Source organism: Pantoea sp. GM_Pan_3, assembly GCF_026541045.1.
In the GTDB taxonomy this organism is placed as follows: domain Bacteria; phylum Pseudomonadota; class Gammaproteobacteria; order Enterobacterales; family Enterobacteriaceae; genus Pantoea; species Pantoea anthophila.
This window is the reverse complement of the sequence record NZ_JALNVA010000004.1, coordinates 316559-331069: the sequence shown is the minus strand read 5'-3', so window position 1 is coordinate 331069 and position 14511 is coordinate 316559. Positions and strand designations below refer to the sequence as shown.

General features: G+C 58.1%; 10 protein-coding genes. 6 read left to right on the top strand and 4 right to left on the bottom strand.

Features of this window, described 5'->3' with window-relative positions:
- Positions 1–7: 7 nt before the first annotated feature.
- The gene (gene malP / locus OXR04_RS14225) at positions 8–2413 is read right to left on the bottom strand and encodes a maltodextrin phosphorylase (protein WP_267371100.1); all 2406 of its coding nucleotides are present in this window, start codon (positions 2411–2413) and stop codon (positions 8–10) included.
- 283 nt (positions 2414–2696) lie between these two features.
- Here malP and malT point away from each other — a divergent pair, with 283 nt between their 5' ends.
- From malT to OXR04_RS14205, 4 genes are all read left to right on the top strand, one after another.
- On the top strand, positions 2697–5399 hold the full coding sequence (gene malT / locus OXR04_RS14220; protein WP_267371097.1) for an HTH-type transcriptional regulator MalT: 2703 nt from the start codon (positions 2697–2699) through the stop codon (positions 5397–5399).
- Between the two features lie 181 nt (positions 5400–5580).
- Complete coding sequence (locus tag OXR04_RS14215) at positions 5581–6141, top strand: YfiR family protein (RefSeq protein ID WP_140029220.1); 561 nt, start codon at positions 5581–5583, stop codon at positions 6139–6141.
- A 1-nt stretch (position 6142) separates the two neighbouring features.
- Complete coding sequence (locus OXR04_RS14210) at positions 6143–7357, top strand: diguanylate cyclase (protein ID WP_058957810.1); 1215 nt, start codon at positions 6143–6145, stop codon at positions 7355–7357.
- Complete coding sequence (locus tag OXR04_RS14205; protein ID WP_140923490.1) at positions 7354–7827, top strand: OmpA family protein; 474 nt, start codon at positions 7354–7356, stop codon at positions 7825–7827. Before OXR04_RS14210 ends, OXR04_RS14205 begins: the two co-directional genes overlap by 4 nt.
- Positions 7828–7911: 84 nt before the next feature.
- On the opposite strand, the gene OXR04_RS14200 is transcribed toward OXR04_RS14205, so the two are convergent.
- Positions 7912–8814: a LysR family transcriptional regulator gene (locus tag OXR04_RS14200; protein WP_009093037.1), complete on the bottom strand. Its 903-nt coding sequence runs from the start codon at positions 8812–8814 to the stop codon at positions 7912–7914.
- A gap of 100 nt (positions 8815–8914) precedes the next feature.
- On the opposite strand from OXR04_RS14200, the gene OXR04_RS14195 reads away from it, so the two are divergent.
- Positions 8915–9982 carry an SDR family oxidoreductase gene (locus tag OXR04_RS14195; RefSeq protein ID WP_046102918.1) on the top strand — a complete coding sequence of 356 codons (1068 nt, stop codon included), beginning with the start codon at positions 8915–8917 and terminating at the stop codon, positions 9980–9982.
- Between the two features lie 74 nt (positions 9983–10056).
- Positions 10057–10713: an NAD(P)H-binding protein gene (locus OXR04_RS14190; RefSeq protein ID WP_267371090.1), complete on the top strand. Its 657-nt coding sequence runs from the start codon at positions 10057–10059 to the stop codon at positions 10711–10713.
- Between the two features lie 324 nt (positions 10714–11037).
- Here OXR04_RS14190 and fumA read toward each other — a convergent pair whose 3' ends face one another.
- A complete protein-coding gene (gene fumA, locus OXR04_RS14185; RefSeq protein ID WP_267371088.1) occupies positions 11038–12684 on the bottom strand; it encodes a class I fumarate hydratase FumA in 1647 nt (548 codons plus the stop codon).
- 156 nt (positions 12685–12840) lie between these two features.
- A complete protein-coding gene (locus tag OXR04_RS14180; RefSeq protein ID WP_267371086.1) occupies positions 12841–14349 on the bottom strand; it encodes a DASS family sodium-coupled anion symporter in 1509 nt (502 codons plus the stop codon).
- Positions 14350–14511: the final 162 nt, after the last annotated feature.

Sequence of the window (14511 nt, the reverse complement as noted above, 5' to 3'; positions counted from 1 at the left end):
GCGTTCCTCAGCGTTTCGCTTGCCAGATGCGCTGCTGGTAATCGCGGATAGCGCGGTCGGCGCTGAACATCCCGCAGCGCGCGGTATTCAGGATAGTGGCACGGGTCCAGGCGTCCTGATCGCTCCAGAGCGCTTCCACCTGCGCCTGAGCCTCCAGGTAGGGCTGGAAGTCGGCCAGCACCAGATAGGGGTCGCCACCCTCCGGGCCAAGACTGTGCAGCATTGCGTCAAAGGCGTGACGATCGCCCTGGCTGAAGGTGCCATCCTCCAGCGCCTGCAGTACCTGGTTAAGCTGCGGATCTTTTTTACGCCACAGAGCGGGATCATATCCGCCAGCTTTTAACGCCACGACCTGTTCAACGGTATGACCAAAGATAAAGATGTTGTCACTGCCAACCTGTTCAGCGATCTCAACGTTTGCGCCGTCGAGGGTGCCGATGGTCAGGGCACCGTTCAGCGCCAGTTTCATGTTACCGGTGCCGGAAGCCTCTTTGCCGGCAGTCGAGATCTGCTCGGAGAGATCGGCGGCCGGGATCAGCCGTTCCGCGACGGAGACGTTGTAGTCGGGGATAAAAACCACCTTCAGACGGTTGCCGATGCGGGGATCATGATTGATCACCTCAGCCACTTTATTGATGGCATAGATGATGTTCTTCGCCAGGGCGTAACCCGGCGCGGCTTTGGCGCCAAACAGCACCACGCGCGGCACACGATTCGCCTGCGGATCGATCACCAGCGTCTGCCACAGCGCGATGATATGCAGCAGGCTCAGATGCTGGCGTTTGTACTCATGCAGGCGCTTAATCTGCACGTCGAACAGCGCCGTGGGATCGATCGTAATGCCGGTGCGGTTTTTGACCCAGCCGACCAGCGCCTGTTTGTTCTGCTGCTTGATGGCGTGGTATTCGGCGCGGAACGCGGCGTCATCCGCAAAGGCTTCCAGCCCCTGCAGCGCATCCAGATCGTTCAGCCATGGCGTGTTCAGGGTTCGGGTGATCAGGGCACTCAGCGCCGGGTTGCACTGATTGATCCAGCGACGCGGGGTAATGCCATTGGTCACGTTGTGAAATTTCTCCGGCCAGAGCTGGTGATACTCCGGGAAGAGATCCTGCACCACCAGTTTCGAATGCAGCGCGGCCACCCCGTTTACCGCAAAACCACTGGTGACGCAGAGGTTCGCCATCCGCAGCTGATTATTGTGGACCAGCGCCAGCTTCGCCCATTTCGCCTCATCCTCCGGCCAGCGTGCTGAGACCACGGCTTTCAGCCGGGCGTTGAGCGTGTTAATGATCATCATATGGCGCGGCAGCAGGCTGCGTACCAGCCGGACATCCCAGCACTCCAGCGCTTCCGGCATCAGCGTGTGGTTGGTGTAAGCAAAGGTGTGGCGGGTAATCTGCCAGGCCTGATCCCAGCTCAGCTGGTGCTCATCCAGCAGCAGACGCATCAGCTCCGGGATCGCCAGCGTAGGGTGGGTGTCATTCAGCTGAATGACTTCATGATCGGGCAGGGTTTCAATCGACCGTCCGGCCAGATGATGGCGGCGCAGAATGTCCGCCAGCGCACAGGCGCACTGAAAATATTGCTGCATCAGACGCAGTTTTTTACCGTTCTGATGATTGTCATTGGGATAGAGCACCTTCGTCAGTTTTTCAGCGTCGATGCCCTGCTGCTCTGCGCGCAGAAAGTCGCCGTCGTTGAAGCGATTGAGGTTAAACGGCTCAGCGTGTTTCGCCTGCCACAAACGCAGCGGCTGGGTGATGCCATTCCGGTAGCCAACGACCGCCAAATCCCAGGCCTCACCCACCAGTTCAAACGCCGGTTGCCACTGAGGCTGCCCCTCTGTGGTGACCACTTTGCCGCCGAGTCCGACCCGAACGTTAAGCGCCGCGTTATGATTGAACCAAGGGTAACGATCGCGCTGCCACTCATCCGGCGTTTCGTGCTGCGCCCCCTGTTCGAAGCGCTGGCGGAACAGGCCATATTGATAGTTGAGGCCATAGCCGGTTGCAGGCTGGCCCACACTGGCCATAGAGTCGAGAAAACAGGCGGCCAGCCGCCCCAGTCCGCCGTTGCCCAGCGCCGGATCGGTCTCATTTTCCAGCACGTCAGTCAGCGAAATATGCCACGCAGAGAGCGCGTCATTGACCGCGTCATACCAGCCCAGATTCAGCAGGTTGTTACCGGTCAGACGGCCAATCAGAAACTCCATCGACAGATAGTTAACGTGGCGCTGTGTTGCGGGTGCCGGGGCGCCTGGCTGTGCGGCCAGCATATCCGCCAGCGCACCGCTGAGCGCCTGCCACCACTGTGACGGGGTCATCTCCTGCGCTTCGCGCAGGCCAAAACGCTGCCACTGACGGGTCAGGGCGGCGTTGAACTGAATCGGGTTAAATCCGGGCTGTGTCGTCATGGTTCATCTCCTGGAAAAACAGAAAAAGGGGTCAATATGGCGACAGTGTGCCCGCGCGAAAGCTGGCGCTCCTCCTCCTGAACAGAATTAGCGCAGGAGGATAGGGAGGGTGGAGAGGATGAGGCTAATCCGAAATCGGTTCAGGAGTGTGATAGCGCACACTTTTGTAAAGTTTAATTAATGGGTTTGCTTGCATTCATCTGACGAAATGCTGAACCTGTGTAAGGAATAATTACGAAGCGTAAAATAATGCTGCGCTCGACAAACGGAGATACGCGCGCCCATGTTAATACCCGCTAAACTCAGCCGCCCGGTGCGTCTTGATGGCACCGTCATCCGTGAGCGCCTGCTGCAAAAGCTCACCGCAGCCGGAAACTATCGTCTGGTGCTGGTCACCAGTCCGGCGGGCTACGGCAAAACCACGCTGGTGTCACAGTGGGCGGCGGGGAAAAGCGATCTGGGCTGGGTCTCTCTGGATGAGGGCGACAACCAGCCGGAGCGTTTTGCCGATTACCTGATTGCGGCCCTGCAGCAGGCCACCCACGGTGGCTGTCCGCGCAGCGAACAGCTGGCGCAGAAGCGGCAGTATGTCAATCTTAACGCCCTGTTTTCACAGCTGTTTATCGAGCTGGTGGAGTGGCAGCAGCCGCTGTGGCTGATCGTCGATGATTACCACCTCATCACCAATCCGGTGATCCACGATGCGATGCGTTTTTTCCTGCGTCACCAGCCTGAAAATCTGACGCTGATCCTGATGTCGCGCAATCTGCCCCAGCTGGGTATTGCCAACCTCCGGGTGCGCGAGCAACTGATTGAACTGGGCAGTCAGCAGCTGGCGTTTACCCATCAGGAGGCGCGGCAATTCTTCGACTGTCGTCTGGCGGCCCCGCTGGAGAGCGAAGAGAGCAGCCGGTTATGTGACGATGTGGCGGGCTGGGCGACCGCGCTGCAGCTGATTGTGCTGTCGGCGCGGCAGGGAGCCAGTTCGGCTCAGCATTCGGCCCGTCGTCTCTCCGGCATCAATGCCAGCCACCTCTCTGACTATCTGGTGGAGGAGGTCCTGGATCATGTCGATCTCCCCACCCGCCATTTCCTGCTGAAAACCGCGCTGCTGCGCTCCATGAATGATGAACTCATCGCCCGGGTTACCTGCGAAGAGAACGGCCAGATGCGGCTTGAAGAGATCGAGCGTCAGGGGCTGTTCCTGCAGCGCATGGATGATTCCGGCTGCTGGTTCAGTTACCACCCGCTGTTCGGTAATTTCCTGCGGCAGCGCTGTCAGTGGGAGCTGGCGGCGGAGCTGCCCGCGCTGCACCGGGCGGCGGCTGAGAGCTGGATGGCGCAGGGTTTCCCTGGCGAGGCGATTCATCATGCGCTGGCGTCCGGCGACGCCAGCATGCTGCGCGACGTGCTGCTGGAGCACGCCTGGACACTGTTCAACCAGAGTGAGCTGCCGCTGCTGGAGAACTCCCTCAGGGCGCTGCCGTGGGAGATGATGCTGGAGAACCCGATGCTGGTGCTGCTGCAGGCCTGGCTGATGCAGACTCAGCACCGCTTTTCCGAGGTGGACAGCCTGCTGGCACGCTTTGAACAGGCCAGTCGCTGCGAGATTGACGCGGCGCTGCGCGGCGAATTTAATGCATTACGCGCTCAGGTAGCGATTAACGACGGCAACATCGACGAAGCGGAGCGACTGGCAAAAGTGGCGCTCGACACGCTGCCCGGCAATCGTCACTACAGCCGTATTGTGGCGATGTCGGTGCATGGCGAAGTGATGCATTGCAAAGGCGAGCTGGAGGATTCCCTCAAGCTGATGCGTCAGACCGAGCAGCTGGCGCGCCGCGATGAGGTGTGGCACTACGCCCTCTGGAGCCTGATACAGCAGAGCGAAATTCTGTTTGCGCAGGGCTTTTTGCAGGCAGCCTACGAAATCCAGAGTCGCGCCTTTGTGCTGGTGGAAGAGCAGCATCTGGCGCAGTTCCCGCTGCATGAGTTTTTGCTGCGCATTCGCGCTCAGTTGCTGTGGGCCTGGGGACGGCTGGAAGAGGCGGAACAGGCCGCCCGCGACGGCATCAGCGTACTGAACGGTTTTCAGCCGCAGCAGCAGATCCAGTGTCTGGGCCTGCTGGTGCAGTGCTCGCTGGCGCGGGGCAATCTGGATAATGCCCGCAGCTACCTGAACCGGCTGGAAAACCTGCTGAACAATGGCAACTGGCACAGCGACTGGATTGCCAATGCCGATAAGGTCCGGGTGATCTACTGGCAGATGACCGGCGACAGTCAGAACGCACGCGACTGGATGCGCCAGACGCCAAAACCTGCCTTTGCCAACAACCATTTTCTGCAGGGGCAGTGGCGCAACATCGCCCGTGCGCAGATCCTGCTGGGCGATGTCAGCCAGGCGGAAGTGGTGCTGGAAGAGCTGAACGAGAATGCCCGGGCCCTGCGCCTGATGAGCGATCTGAACCGCAACCTGCTGCTGCTGAATCAGATCTACTGGCAGACTGAACGCAAAGCGGAGGCGCAGCGTGTGCTGATCGAGGCGCTGAAACTGGCGCGCAGTACCGGTTTTATCAGTCACTTTGTGATTGAAGGCGAGATGATGGCGCAACAGCTGCGGCAGTTGATTCAGCTGAATACCCTGAATGAGCTGGACAGCCATCGCGCCCGCCGCATTCTGCTGGAGATCAATAAATATCACCGTCACAAGTTTGCCCATTTCGATGAGGTTTTTGTCAGCCGGTTGCTCAACCATCCTGACGTGCCGGAGCTGATCCGCACCAGCCCGCTGACACAGCGTGAATGGCAGGTGCTGGGGCTTATCTATTCGGGCTACAGCAACGATCAGATTGCCGGGGAGCTGGCTGTGGCCTCCACCACCATCAAGACCCATATCCGCAATCTCTATCAGAAGCTGGGCGTTTCTCACCGCAGTGAAGCGATGAACCAGGTGCAGTCGCTGCTGAAAATGATGGGCTATGTCTGACGTCTGGCGCGATGTCCGTCTTCCGGTCAGCATCGCGTCACAATCCCGGTGACAGAAAGACAATATAGTTTTCCACCACCCCGTTTAATTATTCATCCGGTACAATTCTTATTAACGCTGTGTTAATATTCCGGCGCTTATTCAGGCGTCCTGCCGAGCGATCTATTTCCGGGAACGCAGTATGACCGTAAAATATCCTTTTTATCTGAATGCCTGTTTGCTGCATTCCCTGCGCCCTGTCTGCAGAAGCGTCCTGACACTCATTATTCTGCTGCTGCTCATTCCTCATCTGGCTTATGGCGAAATACGGGATGGCAAAGCCAATCGTATCGTCAGCGGAATTATCAGCTTCAGCCACTGGCCCGGCCTGAACAGTCCGCCCCAGTTATGTGTCTTTTCATCGGCACGGCATCTCTCCCTGCCGGAAAATATCACTTCGCCTGCTGCAACCTTTACCGTTGTCTATATAGCGACTGTCAGCCAGCTTGCGACGCACCGGTGCGATGCACTCTATTTTGGCGCGGAAAACTCGCAGCAGCAGGCAAAAACTATCCAGCAGCTACAGGGCAGAGCGGTGCTTACCCTTGCAGAGAGCAGCCCGGAGTGCACCGTGGGGGCCGCTTTTTGCCTGATATTTCAACCGGACCGAACGCTTTTTTCCGTTAATCTTGACTCGCTTGCCAGAAGTGGCGTCAGGGTGAGTCCGGATGTGCTTTTGCTCTCCCGCCAGAGAGTCGAATAATATGAAATTCGATAAAGTAAGAAACGACAAATCATCAATACGTAATAAGCTGCAGAAAATAAGCACCATCAATGCGGCGGTAATATTACTGTTGTGCTGGCTGCTGCTCTCCTCGACTTCGCTGCTCTTCATTAAAAATTATGAGAAATGTAATCTTGAACTGATCGGCTCCACGCTCAGCACGACGCTGACCGCCGCGACCGTTTTTGCCGACAGTTACGATGCGCGTAATAAAATTGAACAGCTCGGTGAGCAGGGCCTTTATGCCTCTGCAAAGCTCGTCACCCGGGATAATATTGAACTGGTCCGCTGGCATGCGCAGCAGGAACCGACGGGCTGGTATTCACGCTGGTTACGCGAGTGGATGTATAGCAAACCGCTTAATGTCGCCATCAATCACGCTGACGTCACGGTCGGCACACTGACGCTGGAAGGGACCGTGACCGGCGCGATGCGATTTATTCGCTACTCCTTCCTGATCCTGACCAGCGGAATGCTGTGTGTGCTGATTGTCTCGCTGATGCTGAGCGCCTTCCTGCATCGGGGTATCGTCGCGACGCTGCGCAACATTACCAGTTCCATTCACTATGTGATTCATTCGGGCGATTTTTCCCTGCGCATACCCGGCAGCCCGACGAGTGAGTTTCAGCTGTTCTCCGATGATCTCAATTCGCTGCTGAAGGAGATGCAGTCGCTGAAGGCTTCGCTGATCCGTGACAATCGCTCGCTGGCGGCCAAGGCGCTGGAAGATCCGCTGACCGGGCTGGCCAATCGCAGCGCCTTTACGGCGCATCTCGCCCGGCTTCTGGATCGACAGCAGGAGAAGGGGCGCTTTGCTCTGCTGTTTCTGGATGGCGACCGTTTCAAGAGCATCAACGACAGCTGGGGTCATGCCGCAGGCGATGACGTTTTAAAAGCGATAGGCTCACGCCTCCTGTCTCTGGCGGCCGATCAGGATCTGGTTGCCCGCTTAGGGGGCGATGAGTTTGCCATGCTGGTGAGCAGTCGCGTCAGTGAGGAGGAGCTTCAGCGTCTGGTGCAGTGCATTCATGAGGTTATCACGCAGGCGATCACGCTTGCCGGGGATACGCAGATAACGACCTCGGTGACCGTTGGCTATGCCTGGTCACAGCAGGGTGACACGGTCGCGGCCATTCTCGAACGTGCCGATATGAACATGTACAGGAATAAACGAGCAGGTAAGGCGAAAAGATGAGAATGAAATTTTCCCTGGTATTACTTGTGATGGCGCTGGCGGGCTGTCAGTCGACTTCGCGCTTCAGTGAGGCGCAGATCGCTGCGATGAAAAGCGCCGGCTTTACGCAGAACATGGAGGGCTGGGGATTGGGCCTGTCCGATAAAATCCTGTTTGGTATCAACGAATCCGAACTGACCCCTGCCAGCAAAACGACCATTCAGACGATGGCGAGAAACCTGGCCTCGACCGGTATTGCGCATGTGCGCATTGACGGGCACACCGACAACTATGGAAAACCGGATTACAACCAGCAGCTGTCACTGAAAAGGGCAAACGCGGTTGCGGCGCAGTGGGCGCAGGGCGCGGCGATCCCCCCTGAGAATATCATCACTCGCGGGTTAGGCATGAGCGCCCCGGTGGCCAGCAACAGCACTCCTCAGGGGCGGGCGCAGAACCGCCGTGTGGCCATCGTGATCACGGCGCCGTAATCCTCCCGGCAGGCCGGACGCAGGGTTCCGGCCTCGCTATGACACGACGCTGGCAGCGTGGCGCGCCTGGCGCACGAAGAGAGATTAGCGGATGGTCAGTTCATTAAGCGCCGACAGCAGCGCGTCCACTTTGGGCAGAAACTGTTTGCGCCGTGGCCATACCACGCTCAGCGTCAGCCCGTCAGGCTGCAGTTCCGGCAGAATAATGTCGAGTTCACCCGCGTCCACGGCGCGCTGGATCAGCCAGGATGGCATCTGTGCCACACCCAGCCCGGCGATAACCGCCTGCAACTGCGCATCAACGTCCCCGACAGCCAGCCGCCAGGGCACCTCCCGCCAGTGCGCCTGCCCATCCTGAGTAGTAAACAGCCAGGGTTTGGTGCTGCCATCTACCCGCTCATAAAGGATGGCGGGGTGATTCAGCAGCGCCGCCTCATCTTCCGGGCGTCCCTCACGTGCCAGATAAGCGGGTGACGCACAGAATTGCATCTTCTCGCGACCCATATTGCGCCAGCCCAGAGAGGCAGGCAGGTCAGGCGCCCCGCCAATCCGTACCGCCACATCCACCCCCTCTTCAAACAGGTCAACAAAGCGATCGGACAGACTCAGACTCAGCGCCAGTTCGGGGTGCTGCTGGCAAAAGGGCATCAGCAGCGGCATGACATTAAGGCGGCCATAGGTGGTGGGTACGGCCAGCCGCAGGCGGCCGGAAGGAATGGTGCGCTGCGCCGCCAGCACCGCTTCTGCTTCGGCCAGATCCTCCAGCACCCGCAGGCAGGTCTGGTAATAGGCGCTGCCCGCGTCGGTCAGCTGCAGGCTGCGCGTCGTGCGTTCCAGCAGGCGCGAGCCTAAGCGTGTTTCCAGCCGGCTGAGGCTTTTACTGACCGCCGAGCCGGTGACATGCAAACGTTCGGCCGCCGCGGTGAAACTGCCGCATTCGACGCTGGCAACAAACGGCAGGATGTCTTTCAGGCGATGATCGTGCATCGATTCGTGAACTCAGGTTGAGAATGATGTGAATAAATGACAGAGATAAGAACTGAATTCTCTATTAGGCTTAGCATTACGCAAATTGAGGAGAAATCAAATGAAAAAGCACGCTTTGATTGTGGGCATCAGCGGCGTAATCGGTCGCGCACTGGCAGACAAATTACAGCAGGAAGGCTGGCAGGTAAGCGGCCTGTCACGCGGCCGCGGTGCCGTGCCAGCGGGCGCGACCAGCCTGACCGCCGATCTGACCGACGCCGATGCGGTGCGTGACGCGCTGAAATCGGTCAAACCGGATGCGCTGTTTTTCAGCGTCTGGGCGCGTCAGGAGAATGAAAAAGAGAATATTCGCGTTAACGGCGGCATGGTGCGCAACGTGATCGAAGCACTGGGCGATCGCCTGCAGGGTTCTCACGTGGCGCTGGTCACCGGACTGAAGCACTATCTGGGCCCGTTTGAAGCCTACGGTAAAGGTGCGGTGCCGGTTACGCCATTCCGCGAAGAGCAGGGCCGTCAGCCGGTTGATAACTTCTACTACGCGCAGGAAGATGAACTGTTCGCGGGCGCTGAAAAGTATGACTATCGCTGGAGCGTGCATCGTCCGCACACCATCATCGGCTACGCGGTGGGTAATGCGATGAACATGGGGCAGACGCTGGCCGTTTACGCCACCCTGTGTAAAGAGAAGGGCTGGCCGTTTATCTTCCCGGGTTCGCCTGAGCAGTGGAACGGTGTGGCGGATATGACCGATGCGGGTCTGCTGGCTGAGCAGCTGCTCTGGGCCGCCACCTCGCCTAATGCCGCTAACCAGGACTTTAACGCCGTAAACGGCGATGTCTTCCGCTGGAACTGGATGTGGCCGAAACTGGCAGAATACTTTGGTATCGAGGCTGCGGACTATCCGGCGCAGATGATGCCGCTGGAAGGGCGGATGGATGAGGCTGCCAGCGCATGGCAGGCGATTGCAGAGAAGCATCAGCTGCGTGAGGCGGATATCAATAAACTCGCCTCCTGGTGGCACACCGATGCCGATCTGGGACGTCCGATGGAAGCCTTTACCGACATGAGTAAGAGCCGCAAAGCGGGCTTTACCGGCTACCGCAGCACGCTGGACTCCTTCACCCAGCTGTTCGATAAGCTGAAAGCGGAAAAAGTGATCCCTGAGTAAAAACCTGCAGGCGCCCTATCCGGCGCCTGTTTTGTTTCCGGCATATTTGATCATTCAGTGGAGGTTCAGAACCCATGGCGAGATGTTTCATTATCGGGGCTGCGGGCAAGGTGGGTCAGCAGCTGACCCGTCAGCTGAGCAGCAAGGGGCACAGGGTGACGGCACTTCACCGCAAACCGGAGCAGGCTGAGACGTTGCAGGCAGCAGGCGCAACGGCTGTGTCAGGCGACCTTCAGCAGCTGAGCGTGGCGGAACTGGCACAGCTGATGGCTGAGCATGATGTCGTGGTGTTTACGGCGGGGGCCGGTGGTGCCGGAATCGCGCTGACCAATGCCATTGATGGTGAGGGGCTGACACTGGCCGTGGCGGCAGCAGGGCAGGCAGCTGTTCCACGCTTTATGCTGGTTTCGGCCTTTCCCGATGCAGGTCGCGGCAAAACCCCTTCAGAGGGTTTTGAGAACTACATGCGGGTCAAACGACAGGCTGATGCTGAGCTGGTGGCGAGCCGCCTGGAGTGGGTGATCCTGCGCCCTGGCACGCTGACTGACGAAGCGGGCAGCGGACGGATTCATGCCGACCTGGCGATCCCCTATGGCGTGGTGCCGCGGGCAGATGTGGCGGCAACCCTGGTCGGGCTGATCGAACAGCCAGCCATAAAATATCAGATCATCGAGCTGACTCAGGGCGACAGCCCGATCGATGAGGCGTTGCAGCGGTTGCAGCGTGGCTAATGCCACTATCAGTAGCACGTTAAGCAAGAAAAAAAGGCTCTGCTGGCTCAGGGATCGAGCCTGCACAGAGAGCCCGGTCAGATCGGAAAGACGCAAAAGCTGTCATCCATGACCGCTCGGCCCGCGCCGTCCCTGGCGCGGGACGCTTTCCTCTTCTGACCGGGCTCCCTGTGCCCTGACCTGAGGTGTTGCTGTCAGACTGGCCTGCATGTGGGTTTTGACCCCGTTCCCTGCGCAGGCTCGCTACCACAGCCAGCATGCCTTCAGGGATCATTGCAGAAAAAAGCCCCGATTCCGGGGCTTTTTCATAACTTAACGCATCTCTTACTTCACACATTTCGCGCAGTGCGCGCGCTCAATATGCTGAAAGAAGTCGTTACCTTTATCATCGACCAGGATAAAGGCCGGGAAGTTCTCGACTTCAATCTTCCAGATCGCTTCCATCCCCAGCTCCGGATACTCCACGCACTCCAGACTCTTAATACTCTGCTGCGCCAGCACCGCTGCCGGGCCGCCGATGCTGCCGAGATAGAAGCCGCCATGCTTCTGACAGGCATTCGTCACCTGCTGGCTGCGGTTGCCTTTTGCCAGCATGATCTTACTGCCGCCGTGTGCCTGCAGCAGATCCACGTAGGAGTCCATACGTCCGGCGGTGGTCGGGCCGAGTGAACCGGAGGCGTAACCTTCAGGCGTTTTGGCCGGGCCAGCGTAATAGACCGGATGATCCTTAATGTACTGCGGCAACCCTTCACCGTTATCGATACGCTCTTTGAGCTTCGCGTGCGCAATATCACGCGCCACAATAATGGTACCGGTCAGAGACAGACGGGTAGAGACCGGGTAGGCGGAGAGCTGCGCCAGAATCTGCTCCATCGGACGGTTCAGATCAACCTGTAAGACTTCACCTTCGCCCTGCTGACGCAGCGCTTCCGGGATCAGTCGGCCCGGGTTGGCTTCCAGTTTCTCAATCCAGATGCCTTCGCGGTTGATCTTCGCCTTGATGTTACGGTCAGCGGAGCAGGAGACGCCCATGCCGACGGGGCAGGAGGCACCGTGGCGCGGCAGGCGAATCACGCGAATGTCGTGCGCAAAATATTTGCCGCCAAACTGTGCGCCCAGACCCAGCTTCTGCGCGGCTTCCAGCAGTTCCTGCTCCAGCTGCACATCACGGAATGCCTGACCATGTTCGTTGCCTTCGGTCGGCAGACCATCGTAGTAGTGGGTCGAGGCGAGCTTAACCGTCTTCAGCGTGCTTTCCGCTGAGGTGCCACCGATAACAAATGCGATGTGGTACGGCGGACAGGCGGCCGTGCCCAGGGTGCGCATCTTATCCACCAGGTAATTTTTCAGCTTGCCGGGACTCAGCAGCGCTTTGGTCTCCTGATAGAGATAGGTCTTGTTGGCAGAGCCGCCCCCTTTGGCAATACAGAGGAATTTGTACTCGTCGCCATCCACGCTGTAGAGGTCAATCTGCGCAGGCAGGTTGGTGCCGGTGTTCACCTCTTTGTACATATCCAGTGCGGCGTTCTGGGAGTAGCGCAGGTTATCTTCGATGTAAGTGTTATAGATACCCTGCGACAGCGCGGCCTCATCCCCGCCGCCGGTCCAGACGCGCTGACCCTTTTTACCCATGATGATAGCGGTGCCGGTATCCTGACAGGTTGGCAGCACGCCTTTGGCGGCAATCTCAGAGTTGCGTAAAAACTGCAGGGCGACATATCTGTCGTTGTCGCTGGCTTCCGGGTCAGCAAGGATTGAGGCAACCTGCTGCTGGTGAGCCGGACGCAGCATAAAAGAGGCGTCGTGGAAGGCCTGCTGAGCCAGCAGCGTCAGCGCCTGCGGGTCAACTTTCAGGATCTCCTGACCTTCAAATTCGGCGACTGAGACATGCTCACGGCTCAGCAGATAGTATTCGGTTTCTTCGTGGGACAGCGGAAAAGGGTTCTGATAGACAAAAGGTTTGTTCGACATTTTTTCTCACTTAATGACCGGCTGAACCACCGCGAGCAGGCTGCGGGGCGCAACATCATAGGCGAATTAATCGTTTATTATGCTTCCCCGCCGCGGGTGCAGCGGGGAAGTGCAGGAATGGTATCTTATAACGCGTTGATCTGCATGTTGTATCCGTCAGAACATCCACACCATCCACGGATAGGCAATCACCATCATGGAGATCAGGAAGATAGCACCGAAGATGGTACCCAGACGCCAGTAGTCTTTAGTCGGCAGATAACCGCTGCCGTAGTAAATCGGACTTGGGCCGGTGCCGTAAGGGGTGATGATGCCCATCACACCCAGAGAGGTACAGAGCATCAGGCAGAAGACCGGCATATTGATGCCAGGAATCGAGGCGGCAATGGTCAGCATGGCCGGTAACAGCGCGGTGGTGTGCGCGGTGGTACTGGCAAACAGGTAGTGCAGCAGGAAGAAGGCGATTAACAGGACGACGGCTGAAATCTGCGGGTCATAGCCCTGCAGCAGCATGCCGCCTTCTTTACCTAACCAGGTGATGAAACCGACGCGAGCCAGACCGTCCGCCAGCGCCACCAGGGTAGCGAACCAGGCAAAGGTGTTCCAGGCGGGTTTATTGCTGGTGATGTCGTTCCAGCTGAGCACCCCTGTCCACAACATCAGGACCACGACCAGCAGTGCTGCCAGGGCGGGCTCAATCCACGAGGTCGCGAAGATCCACATCAGCAGGGCGCAGACCACGAACACCAGCAGCAGGATCTCATTGCGGGTCAGTCTGCCCAGTTTCTCCAGTTCAGCCATCGCCCATTTTGGCACTTCATCGTTGATTTTGACTTCAGGCGGATAGAACCAGTAAGCCAGCAGCGGCATGGTCAGAATCAGCAGCAGACCCAGCGGCAGGAAGGCCAGGAACCACATGCCCCAGGAGATATCAAAACCGATGATGCTTTTCACCAGCGCCAGGGCCAGCAGGTTGGGTGCCAGTGCAGAGAGGAACATTGAGCTGGTGATACAGGCGGCGGTAATGGCGACCCACATCAGATAGGAACCGATTTTGCGGGCGCTTGGGTCATTCGGTTTAGAGCCGTAGAGCGGAGGCAGGTTGGCGATAATCGGATAGATGGTGCCGCCACTGCGCGCGGTGTTCGACGGGGTAAAGGGTGCCAGCAACAGGTCAGCAAAGGTGATGGCATAACCCAGCGTCAGGCTGCGGCGACCCAGATATTTCACCAGGATCAGCGCCAGGCGACGACCAAACTGCGTTTTGTCATACCCTGCGGCGAACATAAAGGCACCGAAGATCAGCCAGACCGTGGAGTTACCGAAACCGCTGACCGCCCACTTAAAGGATTCACTGGCGACTTTGAATTTCGGATTAGCCAGCTCTGCCGGGCTGAATAGCAGGAACTGACTGAACAGCGCGATGACGACAACGCCCGTCAGGCCGATCACGGCGCCGGGCAGGGGTTCAAAGATCAGGCCGACGATGACGCCGACGAAGATGGCGAAGAAGTGCCAGGCGTAGGGTTCAAGGCCCGCAGGTGTCGGCACCAGCAACAGCAGCACGGCCACCAGCACCGGCAGCGCCAGCATGATCGCTTTCTTTTTCCCCGCACCCGCAGGTGCGGCTTTTGGGGGTTCAGTTACAGCTGAGAGTGTTTTCATAGTGTTTTATCTGCAAGTTAAGAAGAATACGATTTGCGCCCCGGACCTTCACTGATGAATTTCGTTCTTATTCTTGATAGTGTGAATAAACCGCGATGCACTGATTTTTTTAATCCGCTGCCTGAGGATTGAGCAGCATTTTTAAAAGCCTGTAAATATGAT

Bases quoted from the DNA above. Each gene is read 5' to 3' on its own strand.
- malP (WP_267371100.1), bottom strand. From the start codon at position 2,413: ATGACGACACAGCCCGGATTTAACCCGATTCAGTTCAACGCCGCCCTG.
- malT (WP_267371097.1), top strand. From the start codon at position 2,697: ATGTTAATACCCGCTAAACTCAGCCGCCCGGTGCGTCTTGATGGCACC.
- OXR04_RS14215 (WP_140029220.1), top strand. From the start codon at position 5,581: ATGACCGTAAAATATCCTTTTTATCTGAATGCCTGTTTGCTGCATTCC.
- OXR04_RS14210 (WP_058957810.1), top strand. From the start codon at position 6,143: ATGAAATTCGATAAAGTAAGAAACGACAAATCATCAATACGTAATAAG.
- OXR04_RS14205 (WP_140923490.1), top strand. From the start codon at position 7,354: ATGAGAATGAAATTTTCCCTGGTATTACTTGTGATGGCGCTGGCGGGC.
- OXR04_RS14200 (WP_009093037.1), bottom strand. From the start codon at position 8,814: ATGCACGATCATCGCCTGAAAGACATCCTGCCGTTTGTTGCCAGCGTC.
- OXR04_RS14195 (WP_046102918.1), top strand. From the start codon at position 8,915: ATGAAAAAGCACGCTTTGATTGTGGGCATCAGCGGCGTAATCGGTCGC.
- OXR04_RS14190 (WP_267371090.1), top strand. From the start codon at position 10,057: ATGGCGAGATGTTTCATTATCGGGGCTGCGGGCAAGGTGGGTCAGCAG.
- fumA (WP_267371088.1), bottom strand. From the start codon at position 12,684: ATGTCGAACAAACCTTTTGTCTATCAGAACCCTTTTCCGCTGTCCCAC.
- OXR04_RS14180 (WP_267371086.1), bottom strand. From the start codon at position 14,349: ATGAAAACACTCTCAGCTGTAACTGAACCCCCAAAAGCCGCACCTGCG.